Source organism: Streptomyces sp. NEAU-174, assembly GCF_052665095.1.
Genome location: NZ_JBQTCE010000021.1, coordinates 20,189 through 41,521, shown reverse-complemented (window position 1 = coordinate 41,521; position 21,333 = coordinate 20,189). Strand labels below are relative to the sequence as shown.

Below are 21,333 nucleotides of genomic sequence, written 5' to 3'. Positions count from 1 at the left end.
TGTGCAGGGTGGGGAGGGCGACCGGCTAGTGTCCTGCGTTGCTCGTCCCATAATTCCGCGCTGGTCAGCGGTTATCGATGATGTTGGTGTACCGGCGGAGGACGGCGAGAACAGCCTCCCTGTCGTCTCCGGCCACCGTGCGCAGCGGGCCCGTGGGCGTCAACGCGATCGACTCGCCCGTATGAAGCTCGACGAGTGCCGTCGCGCGGACGGAGCCGACCACCGGCCGGTCCGTGTCCCCGGTGACCTGCACCTGGTAGGCGGATCCGTCGTCGAACCGGCCGGTGACGGTGGGGAGCATCGTCTTCTCCTTCATCGTGTGGCGAGTAGGCCGAGGAGGAACGACCTCAAGTCGTCGTCGAGGTACCAGTCGCCGGTGAACATCGCTTGCAGGGACCGGGCGAGGCTGTCACCCGTGTCCGGTTGCGTCTGCTGCTGTGCTAGGAGGCGCCCCAGAGCGCTGCGGTCGAGGATGCGGGCGCCGGGGCGGCCGGTGTGCGTCCGCGTGAACCAGAACGCACGCTGCGCGGCGTCCAGGTCTGGCAGGTGCCCGGCCAGGTGCTGCGCCAGGACGTGCGCGGCCGTACCGACTCCACCGTCGCCGAGGTCGGCTACGGTCGCACGGCGTGCGTCGGGCTCGTAGCGGCCGACATCTCCGTCGACGGCGGTGAGTCGACGGCCGCCTGGGGGAGCGAGCCAGTCCCTTGGGATGAGGCGCTGTACGTCGCGGACGGCGCGCTCGGCGTCCGGGGTGCTTTCCGGGCCGAAGACGATGCCCGCGTTGCCCCGGGGACCAAGGTCGCGGACGTCGGCCAGGGCCGCTGCGACGGCGTCGGGCACAGCGGCGGCATACCGGCTGCGCAGGTCCTCCCACTCGCGGCGTGCGGCGGCAGCCTCCATCCGGGCGGCGGCGATCTCCACGTCGACGTCCGGGTCCTGGATGGTGCTGCTGGTCCGGGCAGCCTGGAGGTTGAGCAAGCGGCGCTCGGTGGCGGCCACGTAGTCGTCCGCGTGCTGGAGGGTGCCATGCGGATCGCCGCCGAAGTCGCCACCGAGCGCATCAGCCAGGCGGCGGGTCACGTCCTGGTCGACGTCGGTGCCGGCGGCCCGCAGGGCTGCCATCTGCCGCAGCGTGGTGAGGCCCGGCCCGCCGTCGGAGGCCCGGTCCGGCACCCACCGGGTGCCGCTGGAACGGCCAGGAAGTCGGCCCGCGGCGAGCCGCGCCCACGTCGTCGGCTTCCACCACGAGACGCGGCGGGATGTCTGACCGAAGCGGCCACGCTCGGGCAGCAGATCCGCCCACTGGGACACCCGCGCGGCCAGCGACTCGCCCTCGACATCCGGGAGATTGAGCGCAGCGTGCAGACGCGCCAGGCGGCGGGACTCCGGCCAGTCGCGCACCCGGCGTACCAGACGACGCAGGAACACCCTCAGCCGAGACAGCCGATCACGCGAGTTGCGCCACAACTCGGCGATCTTCCGGGCGGCGGCCTTCACCAGCTCGATCAGGCGACGGCCGATGCGCCCCATCAGGGCGATCACGTGAGCGAGGAGACCAGGCTGTCGACCGGTGTCTGGGGCCGCGGCCGCCCGACGGACGATGCGCCGGGCGGTCGCCTGGCGGGCACCGTCGAGTTGGGTCGTCAGGATCCGGGTGAGCGCATCGATATCGGCCGGATCGTGCCCGGCCTCTTCGAGCTGCCGCAGAAGCGCGGTCACAGCATCGTCGACGTGCGTGACGGCGTCGGGGGACCCGTCACCATCCGGCGTGGAACGCCTGCCTGACGTGGCCGGGGTGCTATGACGAGGCATAGGGGAGGCGGTGTTGACCTGGTCCGGGATAAGCCGCAGGAGACCGGCCGCCCGCTGGGCCAAGTCCTCATCGGACTCGCCGGGGAGGGGCACGAGATCGTTGATAGTGCGCAGCGCGGCCCGCACGGTCCGCTCGTGCGCCTTTTCACGGGCACGACGGAGGGCCTGCTGGATGGCAGCGCGGTCGCGGCCGGTGATGCCTGCGGTGTTCAGGGCGGCGCTCGCGTCCTGGCGGGCGGATCTGCGGGCGTCTTGCAGGGCCTCCGGGGTCAGGTGCCGGGCGATCTGCTCGCGCAGCGCGTGGATGTTGCCGGGCGGCTCGGTCCCGGCAACGGCCTCGTCGATGATGCGCAGGGCCACCGTGCGGTTGTGGTCGGCGACGATCTGACGCCGCAGCGAGGCCAGCGGCGGGTTGGAGTCGCGCGGAGCGGGGGCGGGTGCCGGGTCCGCGGTGCCGTCGGTATCGGGGGGTGGCTCAGGGAGCTGCCACACGGGCATGGCGGCGTGGACCAGGCGGCGTCTCCACTGCCGGTTCTCGTCCTCCAGAAGCAGGCTGCGCACCCCGCCGGGTCCTTCCTCCATGTCGATGACGCGGTAGACGTGAACCTCGTTGCCGCGGCGCTCGTCAGGCATAGCGATGACGTCGCCCTCGCTGATCTGCGCGGCATTGGACGGACGCGGACGGTCGAGCCCTTCTGGTGCCGGGCGGCCGACGGCGCGGTCGAGGTGATTGGCCGCGCGGAGAGCGGCCCGCCCCTCGGGAGTGGCCGAGTCGGCATTCGCACGGAGTTGGGCGGCGAGCGCGGCGGCCTGGTCCGGCGTGACGGGAAGGTCGGCGCCGAGCCGGGCGGCTGCCTGCTGTGCCTCCGGATCGTCCTCGGGGTTGGTGCCGTGGTCGGCGATGGCGTCACGATCCGCCGGGGTGAGGTCCGGGTCGACGGTGGGGCCGGTGACGGGGTCGAGGGCGGGCAGCGGCTCGTGCACCGTGAGGTCGGCGGCGGCCGGCGCGTCGTCCGGGCCGAGGTCCGGGGCGGCGCCGTTCACCCCCTCGGCCTTGTGGATGACGGCCGTGGCGTCCATGTCGATGGTGCCCAGTTCGCCCGTCGTGGTGTCGGCGTAGTCGAGGGTGACGCGGTCGCCGTCGCGGTTGGCACCTAGAACCTCCAGGGTGGTCGGCGTGCCGTCAAGGTCGAGAACGACGATGTCGCCCTCCGAGATCTCGTCGGCGGTCTGCTCACTGATGCCCGTGATGGGAGCGGTCTCGGGAGTGTCGTCGCGAACTTCGCCGACGACGCGGAGGCGAGCGGCGTCGCGCATGACGGTGCCCTGGGAGGTGGTGACTGTGATGCGGTCGCCGTCGGCCTCGTCGACCGGGCCGAGGAGCGCTCCGTGCTCGTCGGAGACCACGTGGCCGGTGCGAACTCGCTGGCCTGTGGAGGTCCAGCCTGCTGGGCGCTGGTCATCGGAATCATCCACGGTGAGGGACGTGGGAGCGACGCCGTTTTCGGTGTCGCCGTTGGCCCAACGCACGGAGGCCGTTGAGTCGGTGACACCGGTGACGGTGCCCTCACGGCCTCCAGTACCGGTGACATGGCTGCCGGGGAAGAGGCCGCGGCCGCGGTTGTCGGTGGCGATGGTGTCCGGCACGTCGCCGCTGATGACGTCGCCCTGGGCACCGCTCGTGGGGGCGCCGGGGGCAGCGTTCTCGGGAGCTTCGGCGCGTGCCGCGCTGGCGTTGAGCGGGGTGTAGACCGTGCCCCGGCTGCCTGTGCGGCCGTCAGGAGTCTCGCCGATCGTCGTACGCCACATGTCCTCAGTGCGGCCCCGGTGGGTCACGGTGATTCGCTCAGGGGTGTCGAGGACGTACCCAGCTCGGGTCACGGCGCGGCCTTGGCGGGTCGTGCCGTCGATGCGCGCCATGTCGCCGGGCTGGAGCTGGCTGACGCTGGCCCAGTGCGCGGGCTGCCCGCCGATGGGCTCGGGCTCCGGCCGGGGCTCGGGCTCGGCAGTGGTCTCGTCGGTGTTGTCGGAAGTCTGCGGTCGTTCCGGCTCCGGGTGGGGCTCAAGGGCCGGGTCGGTATTCGGGGCGGGTGCGTCGTCGGTGCTGGTGCGCGCGGACTCCGAGTCGTCGGCGCGGTTCGCCTCGGGGGCGGCCGCAGCGTCGGGGTTGTCGTCCCTGCGGCGGGTGTCCGGGGCGTGCGGAGTGCTCTCGGCCGGGGACGGCTGGTCTGCCGTGCCCGCACGTGGCCCGCCGGCGTCGCCGGGGGCGGTCGGGATCATCTCGCCGACGGACGGCTCCCGCGGAGTGCTGGGGGCAGCGCTGGGCGCGGTCGGGGCCACTCCGTCCGCCTCGTCGACAGGGGCGTTCGGAACCCGGCTCTCGTCTTGGGAGAAACCGGCGCGCAGCCGCTCTGCCCAGAAGGACCGGCGCTCAAGGTCCTCGAGCGCATCGTGGTCCTGTGGCTTGCCCTGGGCAGTGGACAGGGCGTCGCGCAGCCACTGGAACTCGTCTCGGACATGCTCCAAGTCCTGCGCCAGGTTTCCACTCGGCGACTGCTGCGAGCGGATCGACTCGATGAGGTGCACGAGCCGGTCGTAGCGCTCCTGGGCCGCCGGATCGTCGCTGAGGCTTTCCGGGAGTTCCGGCAGCTCCGGGTTGTGGTCGGCGAGATGTGCCTTCACCGTGTCCCATGCATCCGTGCTGGGGTTCGCGGCGTTGGCGGGGTTCTGCTCGGCCCGCACGACCAGGTTGGCGACAGCCAGGTCCCGGGTGGCGGACCGGCTGTTGTGGTCATGGTTGATCGTCAACAACGGGGTCGCGTCCCACATCGGCCCGTGGTTGTCCGAGTTCTGGGCTACGTCGCGCACGGTGCCGATCCGACGACCGTCCATCCACACGTCGAATGTGCCGGTGCCGACGGCGGCCGGGCGGAGTTCGGCGCGCTCGGCATGGGCGCGCACCTGGTTGGCGCCGCCGAAGCGGCGATTCGCGTCCTCCTCGGGCTCCGGTGTCAGGGTGAACGACGGCAGGTCGATGTCGTCGATGCCGGGCGCCGTGATGGTGCCCGCGTCAGGCGTGGTCTCGTCAGTGGCAGCCGCGGCGAGGCGCTGTTCCTCCTCGTACTGCTGGCGCTCGACCTTCTCGTCCGCGCGGCGTCGCTGCTTGAACTGGTTGTAGGTGAGGCGTCCGCCGTTGGCGGCGAACCACTCGATCAGTTCCTCGCTGGCGTAGTCCTGCCACCGGCCGAACCGGGACAGAGAGCCGCCGGAGAATAGGTCGCGCTCACTGACGGGCGGGAGGCTCCGGCTTGCCCTACTGAAGAAGTAGCCGTTCGTAGCGTCGATCGCGGCGGAGTAGCGGGCCTCGTCGATGTCTTGGAACTCTCGTTGCAGGCGCTCCTCGCGGGTCTGCGGGCGGCGGGTGACGTCGGCGGGACCGAAGCCCAGGGCGGCGTCCATCGCCTCGCCGCGGCGTCGAACCTCCTCAGCGTCGGCTGCCGGTGTGTTCGGGATAGCATCCCGCAGCCGCTGGTCGGCGGCGTCGCGCTGGTCCATCTCCGCGGCGACACGCATCTGGTCGTTCTCGGAGAGTCCCGCTCCCCACGCGGCGGCGAGGTCATCGTCGCTTAGGTCGGTCAGGTCGTCCGGGAGCGTGACGGCGGGCGTCGGCTCCGGACTGCTGCTGTCCGGGTCGTCGTCATCCTGGAACAGGTCGCGCATCGCACGCAGGGCCTCGGGCAGCGTACGGCCCTGGCGGTCGCGCCACTGGTCGATAGCTTCCGGGGTAAGGAGCTGGTGCCAGTCAATCGGCTTTCCGTCCGCGTCGGTGGTGATCTCGAAAAGGTCGGCAAGGTCGCGGGCGTCGTGAGCGTCACGCGCGATGAGCGTGATACTGCCGAAACGACCACCGTTGCGGGCCTGAGCGAACTGCCAGCGTTTCATCCCGTCAGTGGTGTCGTCGGTCGTCCAGGTGACCAGGCCGCCGCCGGAGGACAGTGTGAGCGTGGGGTTATCGGCGAGCTGTGCGAGGAACCTGCGCCGCTCAGGGGTGTTCTCCTCCGCAGTCAGCCGGTCACCGCGGCGCCACACGTCGCGCAGGTCGGCCACGGTACGGGGCGACCTACGGTCGGGCGGCCCGCCGTCGCGTCCCGCGCCATCGCTGTCCGCACTGCCGCTGCCCCTGCTGGCCGGGATGCGGGGCAGGTGCGGCAGGTCGCGCCGGGGCATGCCGGGGCCGCCCGGCCCGTCGTCGCCTCGGTCTCCACGGCGCCGACGGCGACGCCGGTCACGGTCGTCTTTGTCGCCCTGGGCGTCCGGCTCGTCAGCACCTGCCCCGTCCTCGTCCCGGTTGAGGTCGGGGCCGTCCGGCACTCGCGGGCCACCGTTGGCGCCGACGGGAGCATCGGCGGGTGAGGCGCCGTCGGTGTCCCGCCGGTCTCGGCGGTGGTGCTGGTCGTCGTCCTGGTTCCGCCGTTGGGTGTCGTCTTCCTCCTGCTGGTCGTCGTGTCGCTCCGGCTCGCGGACCTCGTCGCGTGCGGCGCTCTCGTTCTCCGGCCGGATGGTGTCGCTGGCGTGGTGGTTGTCGGCCGCGGCGCTGCCCGTGGTGTCGTGGTCGTCGGAGCGGTCAGCGTCGAGAGCATCGCCTTCGCCGCCGTGGTGGGGGTCAGGCGTGGGTCGCTCGTCGCGGTTGTCGTCGGTGATCTCCTCGTCGGGGTGTCGCAGCCGAAGCTGGGCGTCGCGGCCGTAGAACCGCTCCTCACCATCGTCGGTGACGATCCGGACCCGGCCCCGGCCGGTGACCTTCGGCGGCTCAGCGACCGTGTGCGTGCGTCCGTTCGCGTCGGTGTACCGGTCGCCCTCCGCCAGTTCCTCGGGGCGGCGCATCTGGACCGGGCGGAGACGGCTGGTGTCACGGCCCTCGTGGTCCGCGAACATGTCCGGCGTGCCGAACGAGTCATCGGGCTGGTCGAGCGGGTTGTTCGGATCGGCGACCTGGGGAGCCTGCTGCTCCGGCTCATCGACGTTGAAGAGGCCACCTTCCGGCTCGGTGGGCTCGGGTTTCTTCGGCTCGGGTTTCGGCGTGCGCCCCGCGCGGCGGTCCTTCTCCGCCTCCAGCACGGCCATGCGGGTGCGATCGGTGCCGGTCAGCTCGCCGTTGGCCATCTCCCGTTCCACCAGGGCCACGATCTCGTCGGCGATTTCTTGATCGGACATGGCCGACGGCGCCTTGGTGCCCTCGGGGCGAATTGCGTCGAGCTGCTGAGTTACCTCGTCACGATCGAGGCTGACCATGTCGTCGGCGGTGTCGGTCTCGGGTGTGCTCGTCGCGTCCGGGGCATCCCTACGCGTGCTGGTCAGCTCGTCCGGCCGGAATGTGGCGAGGCTGCGGCCATTACCGACGTTGACTGAGCCGTCAGGGTTTTCACTGTTGACGTACCACCCCTGGCCGTCGGGGTCGGTTACGGGCTCGTTGAACCGGAAGCGGCCCGCGATGAGGTTGCCGCCCTGAGCCGGTGCATGCTGGTCGGTTTCGTGCTCCTCCGGGTCGTCGTCGCCGGGTGCGGCGGGGGTCGACGGGAGGTCGCGGCCACCGTTACCGCCGTCCCCCATGTCCACTGTGGTGTCCGGCTCGTCGGCAGTCTGTTCCTCCGTAATGTCGTTGCTGTTGCCCCCGTCGGGGCGGATTTGGTCGAGGGTCTGGGAGACTTCCTCGGCGGATAGTCGGACCCGGTCCCGCTCCTCCGGCATCTCCGGCTTCTCGGCACGCTCCGGTTCGGGGAACTTGCGGTCGAAGTCTTCGAGGGTGAGCACTGCGGCGCCGACCGCGGCCTTGAGCGGGATACGGGCCTCGTACCGTTCCTCGACGATTTCCTGCCGTTTCGCCTTGGTCAGCTCCTTGTCGAGTTCGTCCTCGTCGATCTCGGGGAGCTTGTCAAGGTCGGCGATCCGGCCGACCACGTCGTCCAGCAGGTTCGCGCGGGCCCGCGCGTGCTCGATCTGCGGTGTGAAGTCCGCGGCTACCTGCGCCGACTGGAGGAGGGCTATCTGCTCGTCAAGTTCGGGCAGCCGCGCTCGGTCCGCCTGCTGGAGGGCGGGTGCCTTCTCCAGCGCGTTGGTGAGTCGGGTGATCATGCCCGACCCGGCGCCCTTCTTCTTCAGATCCTCCGGTCCGCGCTCGAAGTCGGAGCGGGCCAGGTCGGGGAAGCCGACGTGCGCGACGAGCTTGCCGTCCGCGCGGCGTTCGGTGCGCACACCAAAGTCGAGGCCGCCGAACTGGCCCAGGACCTTCCACGGGCCCATGCCGTCGCGATCGTGCTCCAGGAGCTGGGTGGCGACCTGCCGGTGCAGGGCTGCCGCGGCGTCGGAGCGCTCGGTGTACGACATGCCGCCGAGGTTCACGGCGAAGGAGTCGCGGACGTCGCGGATACGGGGCAGGGCCTCCTCGCGGCGGGCGATGCCGATACGGGTGTCGGCGAGTTCCTGCTGAAGGTCGGCCAGGGTCTCCTGACGGCGGACGCGTTCGGCGGCCTCGTTGTGCTGGTCGATCTCCAGGTCGCGCAGCATGCGGCGGGCCTTCATGAGCTGGCTCATGTAGGGGTTGCCGCCGATCTCGGCTTCCATCGTCTCGTAGTCGGGGTAGTCGACGTCGAGTTCCGTGACGGTGTCGCGGGTGTCGCTGTCGGCCATCTCCGGGCGCTGGATGTCGATTAGGCCCTCGGCCTTGGAGGCGACAAACCCAGCCTTCCATGCATCGAGGGAGCCCTTGGTGGCGAAGATGTCGATCTCAACCTCGGCGTTTTGGTTGCCGTAGCGCGGGCCGCGTCCGTTGCGCTGCTCCATCTGCGCGGCGCCCCACTCGAGGTCGACGTGGGTCAGCGACACCATGCGGTTCTGCACGTTCATGCCGGTGCCGGCGACGCTGCTGGAGCCGATAAGGACGGCTATCTCGCCGTCGCGAGCGCGACGGAAGAGGGCGGCCAGTGCCTCGGGCTTGCCCGTCTTCTTGTGGTCCTGGACGAACGCGATCTTCTCGGCTGGGATACCGCCTGCGACCATGAGCCGCTTGAGCTCGGCGTACGCGTCGAAGCTGCCGCGGTTGTTGCCGCCCGGCACTCCCTCGTTCAAGAAGATCATCTGAAGGGCACCGGGAATTGGGTGGTCCTCGGTGCTGCCGTAGTACGTCTTGTAAACGCGGTCCTTGTGCTGGTTGTAGCGCTCGACGTGCTTGGTGGCGACGGCGGCGAGCTTGTTGCCCGCCGTGGCCTTGGCGTCGACGAGCCGCGGGTCCAGCGCGACGGACGTGCCCTCGTTGGACACGGCGAGCATGTTGTCCTGCGAGCGGTCGACGTCTCCGTTGTGAATCGCGCGGCCGCGGGCGACCAGCCGCTTGAGGCGGGCTGTCTGGTCCTTGGTCGGGTCGACCATGACCAGGTTGGGGCCACCGTTCGCGATTTTCGGGCGCGGGATGCCAACGTCGTCAGCGCGCTTGGTGTCCGCGACGAGGCCCCACATCGTCTTCATGGCACGGCGGTTGTGGAACTCGGCGAACCGCTCGACGATCCGCAGGCCCGAGCCGTCAGGGGCGTTCTCGACGCGGAGTGTCTTGCGGCCGAACGTCGCGGCCCACAGGTCCGGGGCCCCGGCCTTGTAGGAGTCCAGGACCCACGGGGCGGCCAGTGCGAGCATGGTGAACTGTTCGGTGATCGAATTGCTGAGGGGCGTGCCGGTGGCCAGGGTGACGGTGGCGCGGCCGGCGCGGCGGCGGTGCAGGTCGGTGAGCTTCTGGTGCAGGTCGATGCCGCGGATCGACGCGGGGTCGCCGCCGCCCTCGCGGGAGCGGAAGCCGACGCCCTTGTACCGGTGGGCCTCGTCGATGACCGCGTAATCGAATCCGAGGTCGTCCCAGTACGTCTGGCCCGGCGTGCGCATCGGCGCCGCGTTCTTGCTGATCTTGTTCTGGACCGTCGCGATCCGCTGCTCGATCTTGGCGACGATGAATGGATGATCCGGGTTGGTCGCGTCCTCGTACTGCCGGTCGAGCTGTTCCCGCAGAGCCTCCAGCTCCCGGAACTCGTACTCCTCCTGCGCCTCCGGCGACATCTTGATCGAGCCGAACGCGGGCTCTGTGAAGATCACCAGGTCCGGCTTGTTGGCGCGCAGCCACTCCAGCGTGCTGTCGCGGCGCCCGTCGGCGAGGTCCCCGCTCGTGATCAGGTGGATCTCGGCGTTGGGGTACAGGAACCGGGCCTCGTCATACCACTGCTGCGCGAGGTGGTCGGGGACGACGGCGTACGGCTTCTCGATCTGCCCGGACGCCTTGAGCGCCTGGGTGCCCATGACGAGCGTGGACGTCTTGCCTAGGCCCACTTCGTGGGCGAGGATCACCGACCGCTCGAACTGCATGCGGGCGGCACCGCTCAACTGCCAGGAGTGCGGGGTGCGGTCCGGGGTGAAGCCGTCCAAGGACGGGCTCATGCCGTCGTACGAACGGACGACGTGCCCGTTCATGATCTTGTTGTAGGAGTCAGTCAGCCGCGTGAGGCGTTCGGCGTTGGCCGTCGCGTACTTCGCGAACTCCGACCGCATCTGGTCGGCTTTCTGCCGGACCAGGCGGGACGTTTCCTCATCGACGTCCCGGCGCTTGTCGTCGTGGTAGATCGTCAGCGAGCCGTGGCCGAGGATGGCGCGGGCGATCTCGACGGCACCCTTGCCCTTGGTGCCCTTCCCCTCGTTGGCCGGGACGCCATACATGACGTTGTTGGCCTGCGGGACCTTGCCCGTGTAGAGCATCCAGCCGTAGCGGTCGTCGTGCGCAACGCGCAGCGTCCGGTCGCCCAGGTACTCGCGTAGGAAGCCCTGAAGCAGCTCCGGCGGCGTCCAGTGCGCGCCCATCTCCGGGGTGAACTCACCAATGGTGCGGTCAGCCGGCTGGACCGCCTCGAGCGCGGAGACGTTGACGGCGAACGCCGGGTCCTTCTCGGCGGCGCGGCGCGCGGCTTCGAGCTTGTCGCGGATAGGGCCGGACAGGTAGGCGCCGGCCAGTTCCAAGCGTCCGGTGGACGGGTCGGTGAAGACCTCCGTGCCCAGCGCCCGGAGGGCGTCCTGCGGGTCCATGTCCAGCAGGCGCGCGATCTTGCCGAGGTCGACCTCTCCGGTCGCGGCGACGACCGCGGATAGGGCCGTCTTAGGGTCGTCGGTGCGCGAGAGCGGCTGGCGGCGGGCCGCGGCCCGCTCGGTGAAGACGCGCGAGAGGATCGGCTCCTGCTTGTCCGCGTCCCACCGCTCCAGGGCGAGGACCGACCCGGCATCCGGGTCGGAGCGGAAGTAGCCCCACGCGGTCGGCGTGCGCTCCTCCGACCCGTCCGGGCGGGTGCCGGTCTTCATACTGCGGAACTGGCCTGGCTTCGAGAGCGGGCCGTACTGCTCGACGTACGCGGTGTGCAGGTCGCGGAGCTGGGCGCGCAGTTTCTCGGCGCGTTCGTCCTCGTCGTTCTTGCGGTCCAGCGCCCGCAGTTCGGCGGCGACGTCGCGCAGCTGCATCAGGGCGCGGAGCTGGTCATCGCGGTCGTCGGACGGCTCGACAGCGACGGGGTTGCCGCCGTTGACGTGCTGGTAGAGCTTGCCGTCGTCACCCTCGTAGAGGCGGCCGGTCCAGTCGTTGGCGTGCTTCTCCCGCGCGGTCTGCAAGAACACGGGCGGCCGATTGTCGCCGTCGGGGTGCGGCTCGTAGCCGTTGCTGTCAGCCTTCGCCTTGTTGGCGATGTCCTTCAACGCGTCCCGGAGTTGTTCGGCGGCCTTGGCCGGGTTGCCCTTGACGGTCAGGCGCGGCCCATACGGGGACGACTCGGTTGTCAGGTCGCCGAGCACATGCTCGGGGTGCGCGGTGAAGTACGCATTGACGTGCTCGCGGACGTTCCCGATCCTCCGCTCGGGCGCATTCAGCCACGAGGTGTCGCCCGGCTCGTCACCATCGGCGCGGCGCCGCAGCACGAGGACGTCGGTGACGACGCTGGTGCCAGCATCGTTGAAGACGCCGGACGGCAGGCGGACAGCACCGATGAGGTCGCCGTACTTGGCGATCTGCTTGCGGGCCTTGTCGCTCTTGGAGTCGAGAGTGTGCCGGGAGGTGATGAGCAGGGTGATGCCACCCGGCCTCGTCAGCGCGAGTTCCTTGGTGATGAACCCGTTGTGCAAGCTCTCCGCGGGGTACCGCTTGTCGCCGAACGGCACCGAGGCGAAGGGGACGTTTCCGATGCTCGCGTCGAACGTACCGGGGTGGGCGTCGGTCTCGGCGAAGTTCTCGTTCAGGACGTTGGCGTCCGGGTAGATCGCCTTCGCGATCCGCGCGGTCGTCGGGTCCAGCTCGATGCCGGTGAGCCGGGCGCCCTCCGGGGAGACGCCGAAGAACGTGCCGGAGCCGGACCCGGCCTCGAGGACGTCACCGCGGTCGAACCCGAGCGCCTTCAAGCCGTCCCACATCGCCTCGGCAATGGGCTGCGGCGTGTAGTGCATCGACAGCGTGCCACGCCGAGCCTGCTGCCACTCCAGTGGCGTCAGCTCGTTGGAGAGCATGGTGCGCAGCTCGCGGTACTCCGCCCAACGGGCGTGGTCCTGTGCGAACTTGCCGTACCGGGCACCGCCCTGCTGGTAGCGCGGCTCCTTCTCGTTCGGCTCCGACGCGAACATGATCGGAACCGAGCCCCACCCGGTCCAGCGGGCGAGGGTGACCTTTTCCTTCTGGGTGGCCGGACGGTTCTCCCGCTCCAGCCGCTTCAGGACCCGGATCGCCTCGACATTCGCCGCGGCACGCTGGACGGGTCCCTTGGTTGCAGCATCGGCCGGGTTCGGCCGGAAGCGCGGTGCTACATGTCGTACACCGCGTCCTTCAGCGCTTGCAGATCCCGCATCTCCGGGCTGAGCGTCGGCGCCTCCTCGGTCTCCGGCTCCGGCTCCGGCAGCAGATCCCGCAGCACCATCGCGGTCGCGTCCGCCCTGATCTGCTTGATCTGACCCGCCCGAGCCTCGTACTCCGTCGCCGTCGGCACGGTCTCCTCCAGCGCCTCCTCGGCCACCAGAATCGCCGTCTCGATCTCTCTGCCCTTGTTCAGGAAGAACGTCTCCGGATCGGTCATCTGCGCCAGCTCCCGCGGCCGGTGCCGCGTCCAGTGATCCCTGGCCACCTGGCTGTAGATGCTCACCATCAGCCCCTTCGTCCGTTCTGAGAGCCGCGCGCAGGGCTGCCTGCTGCGCCTCGATCTCCTGGCGGGAGATGACCTTGCGGTCGTCGTCCCCGCCATCCTTGCGTACTGCGGTGCGCTGCGCGTCGATCCCGTGCAGTGCAGCGTTGATGGAGGCCAGCCGGCTACGGGCCTTCGACCGGTCTGACGAGTCCAATTCACGGTCGCTGGCCCGCAGCATCATCTCGCGGGACAGTTCCTCGGTGACACGGTGGAACTCGGCGAGCAGGCCCTCGGGCACGTCCAGGTTGGCGCCCTTGCCGGTCTTCCCCGTCAGCGGGTTCCGATCGTCGGACCAGCCGTAACCGTGACTCTTGAACAGGTCGTAGAGGGTCTGACGCTCCTTGCTCGCCGAAGGGAAGGAGTCGGCGCGGCGGGAGGACTGGTACAACTCGAAGAACATCTTCGGCACCCACACACGCCGCACGGAGCCGTACAGGCGCACCGGCTCGGTGGCGGGGTCGGTGTCGTAGCTGTCGACGATGGCGGCCAGAGCCTCGGTCATGCTCGGGAAGGCGCCCAGGATGCCGCCGTGGCTCTGGCGTTGCGCATTCCATCCGGCCTTGTGGCCGCCCGCGTACGAGTCGTACTCGTGGTAGCTGACCTTGCCGTAGTCGTTGTCATCGACCCGGACGGAGGTGCCGTACGAGCCGCCAGCACGGATCGGGTCCTCGCGGGTGTCGGCCCGCCGAACGGTCTGCTCACGGCCCTCGGCGCCGCGGCGGTTCTGCTCGTCGAAGAGGGCCTTCAGCCGCTCCTCCAGTGCCTCCCGTTCCCGGCCACTGGCGAGGTTCCGGTTCTTGTGGAGGTTCCGGAACTCCTTGGTCAGATCCCCGTCGCTGAGTCCGGCCGGATCGGGTCCGTTGCGGTAGACGTTTGCCTTGCGGTTCTGCCGCTCCTCGTACACGGCGTGTCGGCGGGCGGCCAGGATCTTGTTCTGTTCGTCACCGAGGCGCCGCATGCGGATGGGCAGCCGCAGGGACTCCTTCTCCAGGGCGCCGTCGTCGAGGTCCTGGACAGGTGGACGCTGCTGGATGTCGCGGAGCTGCCGGGTCTGCTGCTCGGTCTCGGCCTCCTCCAGGCGGTTGCCCAGCTCGTTGTGCAGGTCGCGCTCCGGGGCCAGGTCCTCGTCCTGGTTGTTCGTGTTCGACGGCTTGTGCGTGCGCTGCTGGGCCTCCAGCTCCTTGGCGTACGCGGCGAGTTCGTCGTCGCCCAGGTTCTCCGGGGCGCCGTACTGCGAGAGCCGTTCGTTCGTGCGGCGACGACGGTCGGCGTACAGAGCCTGCTCGTCCTCGTTGAGAAGATCACCGCGGCGGGAGCCATACGTACCGCGGTCACGTTCGGAGCGGTTGATGGCCTCGGTGAGGTCGTCATCGCTCATCGAGGCCGCGCGGTCCTGCGCGCTCGGCTTCGCCTCCGGCTCGTCGCGGCTGTCTTCGTCATTCTTGGCGATGCGGCGCCGGTCGAGTTCCGCCTCGACTTTCTGTAGAGCGGCGCGCGCCCGCTGCTTCCGGGCCGGAGTCGTGGCGACCTGGGCGTGGATCTTGAGGTTGTCACGGTGCCCGCGTAGGTCTGCGTCGGACAGGGCGCGGAGCTTCTTGGCGCCCTCGTCGAGCTGTTCGGGGGCGTCGGAGGTACGGGTGCTGGCGTCCTCGTCAGTGATGCGGACATTGCGACCCTGGCGGGCGAACGCGGCGAGGATTTGCGCGGCCTTGCGGTCGCGGGTCTCCGGCTTCCACTGGGTGCCGGTGATTCTTGCGTTCTGGACGGGCGACCAGGCCAACCTTCCGGCGGCGCCGACGGCCCTGTCGTCCCGTTCGTCGTTCTTGATCGTGCCGCGGACGGCGATGACCCGCTTGCCCTTGTGGGTGGTCCACGCCAGGTGCACATGGTCGGCCTGCGACGGGTTGGTGGTGGCGAGGTGGTGGCGGGCGATGATCTGGTCCGCCGAGGACAAGCTGTCGCCGATCGGGATGTAGACGCCGTCGACTGTGGCGTGCCGGTCGCCGTAGCTGCCGACCACGCGTCCGACGAGCTTGCCGTTCGGGGCGTACACGGTGACGTTCCCGGACGACCAGGTGGTCCAGTAGCCATCCACGCCGTCGACGGGCTCAGCGTCCTCCGGTACGCCTGCCGGCCGCCCGTCGGCCTCGGGTTCCGGAGTCTCCTCCGGCTGGGGGGCGACCTCGGGCTCAGTCTCCGGCCCCTGCTGCTCGTCCGGGGCCTCCCCCGACTCGGGGACATCGACGGGAACGGCCGACGCATTGGCAGCGGGCTCGGGGGTCTGCTCGGCGGGTGCGTCCGTCTTCGGGGTCTGGTCCTCGTCGTCGCCGAAGGGGCGGCGGCGCAGCGTCTCGGCGAGCCGGTCGGTGGCGATGCTGTGCTTCGGCGGGTGCTCCTGATCCCACAGGGCTCGGGCGGCTGTCCACTCCTGGTGGTAGTCGCGGCCCTCGGCGGAGCGCCACGTCCTGCGGTACTCAGCGAACTTGGGGTCGGAGAAGTCAAGGGCGTTGCCGTGCTCGTCCTTGAGCCTGCCGACGATGTGCTCGGCGAACTCCTTGGCGTCGGCCTGCCGGTCGAACCACCACGGCATCTGCTGACCGGTGCCGGTGGCGTACAGGTACCAGTCGCCGTCGACGCGGCGGGCGACGAACTGGCCGTCACCGACCAGCTTGAGGCGCTGCTCCTTGATGAGACGGTCGACGTCCTGGGCGGTGCGCCGGTCCTGCTCGCTGCTGGAGGCGCGCAGGGCTTCGGATCGCTGGGCCCAGTTGTCACGGACCTGCTGGAGCGTGGTGAACCGCTCGCGGGGCTGGGGGCGCTGCCGCTTGGGCGCCGGGGTCTGCGGAGCGTTTCCGTTCTCGCGGGAGGCGCCGAAATCTCGCACTGCGCGGCGAATGGCCTGCTCGGCGTCCTCACCTTTGGTGGAGCGCCACGTCAGGAACCAATCGCCGATCGTGGGGTCGGAGAAGTCAATCGGCTCGTTGAACTCGCCCGCCATGATGTGCCCGTTGCGGACGTGCTCGTTGATGTACTCGGCCGCCGCTTCGGCTTCCTCGCGGGTGGCGAAGTCGCCGACGTCAAGGAACCCGCCGGTGCCGGTCGAGGTGAGGTACCAGCGACCGTTCGCATCGTCGCGGGTGGTGACGAGGCCGCCGGACGGGGTGATCTCCAGGTCCTCGTCACCGGCCAGACGGCGCAGCGCCGGTGCGTTGGCGCCTGGCTGCTGGGCCAGGTCGAGGAAGTGCCGGCGCACCGCTGCGGTGTCCTCGAACCGGGCCCCGGCGCGGGCCTTGCGGTTGGGCAGGGCCTCGATGTCGACGTCGTGGTGCCCACCCTCGGGCTCGTCCTGGTCGTCGCCGGGGCCGTCGCCTTCGTCGTCGCCGATGGCATTGCCCTCGTCGTCGACGTCGTGTGGCGTGTCTGGGGTATCCGGGTCGCCGTGGTCGTCGCGGGACAGGCCCAGGCCGCGCTGTTCGTCCTGCTCGCGGCGGGCGTCTTCGACCTCGACCTTCTGTTGGTTCGAGGTGGGAGCGCTGCCGTCAGGGCGCGCCACCATCGTGATCCAACGCGCGCTGGTGCTGTGACGTTGTCCGGTATACGTGCCATCGGCGGCGCGGTCCTGGACGAGGACACGGTCTCGCGGGAGGGCGCGGACGACGCGGGCGAGCTTCCCCGACCAGAGGCGGGCAATGCCACCGGTCTCGATGAACCGGCCCTTCGAGTCCCGAGGATGGAGGGCAGGGTTCCACGGCCGTCGTACGGACTTGGTCTCAAGGGCGCGACTCAGCCCGACCGAGGAAGCGGTGCGATTCTGCATGGCGCGGACCATGCACAGCGCGGGTGGTTAGCGTCGCGCGCTGCCGAGCCGCCCCACATTGACCAAGATCAATCCTTGTCTGCTCGGCGAGCGGCTACATCGTCTCGGTCAGGATGTGGATGGCGAACCAGGCGGAGAACCCACACCACCCCACCGCGAAGGCTGCGCGCCCGGCCTTGGACGTACGGGTGTGAAACAGGAGTCGGAAGTTCTCGCTCAAGGTGTCGTTCTCGCGCTTGTTGATGAGGGCGATCGTCTCGAACACGGCGAATAGGCAGGTCCAGACGATCCATATGGCGGGCCACATCAGGGGGTCTCCTCAGTGGTGGGACCGGTGCGGTAGTGCAGCCGGCAGCGGCAGTTGACGGTGAGGTTGGTGGGGGCGAACGGGTCGCCGGGGAAGCGCAGGGTGGTGCCGTCGACCGCATATGGGACGCCTGCGGGCAGGGTGGTGCCGTCGAGCTTCTGGTGTGCGGGGCGTACGCGGGTGTCGCCGCGGGTAACCCAGGTCCGCAGCACGGCGGGGCCTGCGCTTTCGGCTGCTGCGTCGGCCGCGCCATTCACGGTGGCGACGGCGCAGGATTCGGCGAGCAGCGCGATGAACTTCGCGGCTCGAGCCCGGTAAAAGGCGGTGACGGTGTCGGCGAGGCGGTCGAGAGTGGCATCCCCGGCCTGCGCAACGTCCAGGGCGGCGGCGAGTTCGGAGAGCAATCCGGCGACGGCACGTCCGGCCATGGTCGTGGCGGCGAGCGCCGCGGCGGCCGCGGCCGCCGGCATGGTCGCGGTGCCGGTCATGCTCGTGCTGAGCGCTGCCGCGGTGGTCGCCGCGGTCTGCTGGAGGATCGGGGTCAGGGTGCTGGTGGTCTCCTCCTCCCATCGCCCGGCGTTGACGACGCGTACGCCGTCGATCGGGCCGTCACCACGGCGTAGGTCCGTCGCGCCGTCTGGCTGCCAGTAGCGGGTGCCCTTGCGCGTCTTGGGCGCGTGGAGGCGGGCGACGATGACACCTTCCTGCCGGGCAAGCAGCGCGGTGAGCACAGCCCTGACGGCTGCGGCAGTCGTGTCGAAGTCGCTGTTGGTGACCTCGAACCCATCGTGCGACAGCTCCTTGTGCTCGATGCGGGAACGGGCGGCGTCAACGTCAGCCGCAGCCTCCCCAGCGCCCGGCTGCTCGACGGAGGAGCGCGCGGCCGCCGCGTCGTCTGCTGCGTCGCCGGGCAGGGTGAGCGACACGTTGTCGCGGGCCTGCTCGACGGCGGCCGCTGCCGACTCTCGGCCCATTGGGCCGTCGGGTGCCTCGCGGACGGCTGTGACGTCGTCGGCGGCGGTTGCCTGCGCATCCTGCGCGCGAGCCTCGGCAACCGCGTCCGCTGCCGAGCTGCCCGCAGGGCCGGACGACGCGATGGCGGGCGGGGGCGAGCCGCCTGTGCCCGGCAGGCCCGGCGCGCCTCCGGCTGCCGGATCCTGGGCCACCCCGAGCGCGGCCGCGTCCTGATCGTTGGCAGGCACGGGCGCCTTCTGCGGGCTGATCCACAGCGCGCGGGTATGCGGGACGTTGAATGGGCGGCGCCCGGCGATCTCCCGGTACTCATCGACCGTGATCAGCCCGGCGTTCCACTCGGCTCGTGCTTCCTCTCTACGCTGGCGGCGGGGGAACTCCAGAGCCTCCACGGACGAGGTGTTGAAGCGCAGCGACCACCCATCGTCCAGGTCCAGGTCGAACGCTGAGGCGATCAACGCGAGGTGTGGGAGTTCAGTGTGCTCCCAGAAAGTCCACGACTCGCGGTCCGCATTGGCGTACGTCCGCTCGCTTGCGTTGCCGACGATGCTCTCGGGAACGCCGAACGCCGACAAGATCTCGTCTTTCGCAGTCTGGGCCATCGTCTCGTAGTTCATGTCGCGCGGCCGCGTGCTGGTGTCGACGTAGTTGAGACCACCAGGCCCACTGCCGACGACGACGGTTTCGCCGGCATGCTGCGCGCCGGGGGCGAGGCGCTGCTGAATCCGGTCGATCTCACGCTGGTCCAGGCCGTCGACGTCGATGCCGACGATCCCCGATGGGCGCGCGTCATTGTCAATGAAGGTGATGTTGTACGTCCGCGCCTTCACGTCCAGGTCGACGGAGAGCCCGGCAGCCTCCAAAGGCGTGACGCCACAGAAGGGGTCAGTCGGGTGGGGGTCACGCAGCCAGACGACGCGGCTGGGGTCCAGCTCGCGGACCCGGCCGTCGTACGTCGTGAACTCGAAGTGGGAGACATAGTCGCCGTGGGGGTCGGGTATCGGCTCGACCCGGTTCGGGGGCAGCAGGTCGAGTCGGGTGATCGTGCCTCCGCGGCTCCGGGTGATCTCGACGAACGCGCCCTTCTTAGACAAGAGGAGCTGCGCGGAGAGCCGCTTCTTGAAGACGGTGGCCCGCTCCAGCGGGTTGGCCTGGACGTTCAGGACGTGCAGGAGCGGGTGATCGGCGAGGGTTTCCGCGAACTGGCGCTCGTCGCCGCCGCGTCCGATCTCGACGGTGAGCGCGCCCGGGTGCTTGGAGATCGCCTCGACGGACTTGAACGTCCAGATGGAGCGCTCGTAGCCCTCCTGGATGACGCGGTCGAGGTCCCAGCCCGCAGCGCGGTCCTCGGTGCCCCACACCGTGGTAGTGCCCGCGTAGGTCAGAGAGACGTACGAGTTGCCGGTCGGCGTGGCGGACTTCTCCTCGAGGGGCACGGCCGTCCGCGGGATGAGGAGCCGGCGGAGACCGGGCAGGAACTGGCGAGGCATCAGGTCCTCTCACTGGACAGCCACACGCCCGTCGCACTGAGAGCCGCGCCGACCTCGATCCAGCCCAGGAACGGGAAGTACGCGAAGGCGCAGCCGAGGGCGGCCACGGCAGTGACGGCGATGGTGGAGAAGACGACGGCGCGAGAGCGCTTCGTCTTCGGCAGCGCCAGGAAGCGGAAGGCCGCGAGGGCGCCTGCCGTGGCCACGGTGGTGCTCAGAACGGGGTGTACCGCGCCCAGAGCGACGAGCATAGTGAGGACGCCAGCGGTGGTGAGGAGGAGTCCAGCGGCTTCGCGGGCGAGGCTTCGTAGCGAGGGTGTCTCAGGCGGTGTACTCACAGCGCGCACGATGAGCGCAGCGTGGGATTAGTGTCGCGTCCTCGCCCCACGGGCCGGTCAGCGGGGACGGCTGACCCCGGCCATGTAGGCGTTGATGCCGCGCCGCTGGACCTTGTCGCCCGGGATGATTTTGGCGCCCCGCGGAGGCGGCGGGAGCTTGCGCTTCTTCCTCGTCGACTGATCACCACCGATGAGGTGGCGGTTGTCCACCTTCTCCTCGCAGTCCTGTCCCTTCACCTCGTCGTACGGACGTCGGCAGCCCTTGCAGTAGACCTCCAGGGCGTCCACGCGCTGCCCTGCGGCTGTCTTGAAGGAGCCACGGAAATCTGCGATGGAAGCGATACGCGGCTCCACCTGGATCTCAGCAGCGACGACCCAGGTGTGCGAAAGGTCCGCAGGCGTCTCGGCGGGCTCGGCCGGGGTCTCGGGAGGCGCTGTCTTGGCCTCCGCCTCCACCACCGGCTCCGGTCCAGGCGTTGGCCTCGAGGGAAGCAGAGGTTCCTGCCAGAAGGCCCGGCCCGCCGCCGGTGAGAGGGGAGCAGTAGCAGTCGTCACCCATTCCTCCGCGTCGCTGAGGTGATGGGGGCTGGCATACGAGCCACCCCCCTTTCTCTACAGCGCGGAACGTCGGCGACGGCAGATCTGTTACAGCCTCGGCGGCGGGCCCGAACCTGACTAGGTACTGGGCGCCCGGCGGGCCCGGACGAGCTGCACCACCACCGGATTGTCGGCCTCGGGAGCGCGGAGCAAGTCGACCGCCTCCACGCGGAACCCGTAGTCGACCAACACGTCCTCCCACAGATGCGGAGTCAGCACCCACATCTGCACGGGGATCGGTTCCTGACCGTGAATCCGGATCATCTCCTGTCGAGGGGCGACCACGGGGCCGGGGCCGTGGCCGTGGAGGTTGGTGTGCAGGGCGGAGAAGATCAGCCGGGCACCGTCACCGAGCCCGTTTCGGAGCGCTGGCAGGAGATAGTGCGGGTCGTTGCATGCGAGGGTCCCGATCGCGTACGCGGCGTCGTACGTCCTGGCAGTGCGGAGGTGTTCAACGACGTCGGCGTTGACGAACCGGACGCCGGGGACTTTGCCGAAGTGCTGGACCGCTCGTTGGTGCTGGGTCGGCGACAGTTCGACTGCATCGACGAGGGCGCCGTGATCGCGGGCGAGGTGCACGGCTTGGTGACCGGGCCCTGATCCGATGGCCAGCACTCGTTTTCCACGGAGTGGCCCGAGTGCTTCGGAGCCGGGTCCTACGCCGTCCCAGAAGCCCCAATGCAGCCGGTCGGGGACTGGCGGCATGTATTCGCGGTCCAACTGCACCTGTCCGTAGCGGACCCAGGTCTGCCTGTTCACT

7 protein-coding genes are annotated in these 21,333 nt (G+C 69.8%); all 7 read right to left on the bottom strand.

Annotated features, from left to right (window positions below; genetic code table 11):
• Positions 1-64: 64 nt before the first annotated feature.
• Positions 65-301 (bottom strand): hypothetical protein, encoded by a 237-nt coding sequence (locus ACT2CW_RS41905; RefSeq protein ID WP_445520359.1) that lies wholly within the window; start codon positions 299-301, stop codon positions 65-67.
• An 11-nt stretch (positions 302-312) separates the two neighbouring features.
• Positions 313-16,869 (bottom strand): hypothetical protein, encoded by a 16,557-nt coding sequence (locus tag ACT2CW_RS41900; RefSeq protein WP_445520358.1) that lies wholly within the window; start codon positions 16,867-16,869, stop codon positions 313-315.
• Positions 16,870-16,963: 94 nt separating this feature from the next.
• A complete protein-coding gene (locus tag ACT2CW_RS41895) occupies positions 16,964-17,176 on the bottom strand; it encodes a hypothetical protein (RefSeq protein ID WP_037946961.1) in 213 nt (70 codons plus the stop codon).
• Positions 17,176-19,638, bottom strand: coding sequence for a phage portal protein (locus tag ACT2CW_RS41890; protein WP_445520357.1), 2,463 nt, complete (start codon positions 19,636-19,638; stop codon positions 17,176-17,178). The genes ACT2CW_RS41895 and ACT2CW_RS41890 overlap by 1 nt, the downstream gene beginning before the upstream one ends.
• Positions 19,638-19,889, bottom strand: coding sequence for a hypothetical protein (locus ACT2CW_RS41885; protein WP_445520356.1), 252 nt, complete (start codon positions 19,887-19,889; stop codon positions 19,638-19,640). The genes ACT2CW_RS41890 and ACT2CW_RS41885 overlap by 1 nt, the downstream gene beginning before the upstream one ends.
• 144 nt (positions 19,890-20,033) lie before the next feature.
• A complete protein-coding gene (locus tag ACT2CW_RS41880; protein ID WP_250853224.1) occupies positions 20,034-20,435 on the bottom strand; it encodes a hypothetical protein in 402 nt (133 codons plus the stop codon).
• A 216-nt stretch (positions 20,436-20,651) separates the two neighbouring features.
• Entirely contained in the window at positions 20,652-21,332 is a 681-nt protein-coding gene (locus ACT2CW_RS41875) for a class I SAM-dependent methyltransferase (RefSeq protein WP_311766896.1), read from the bottom strand.
• Between the last annotated feature and the right edge of the window lies 1 nt (position 21,333).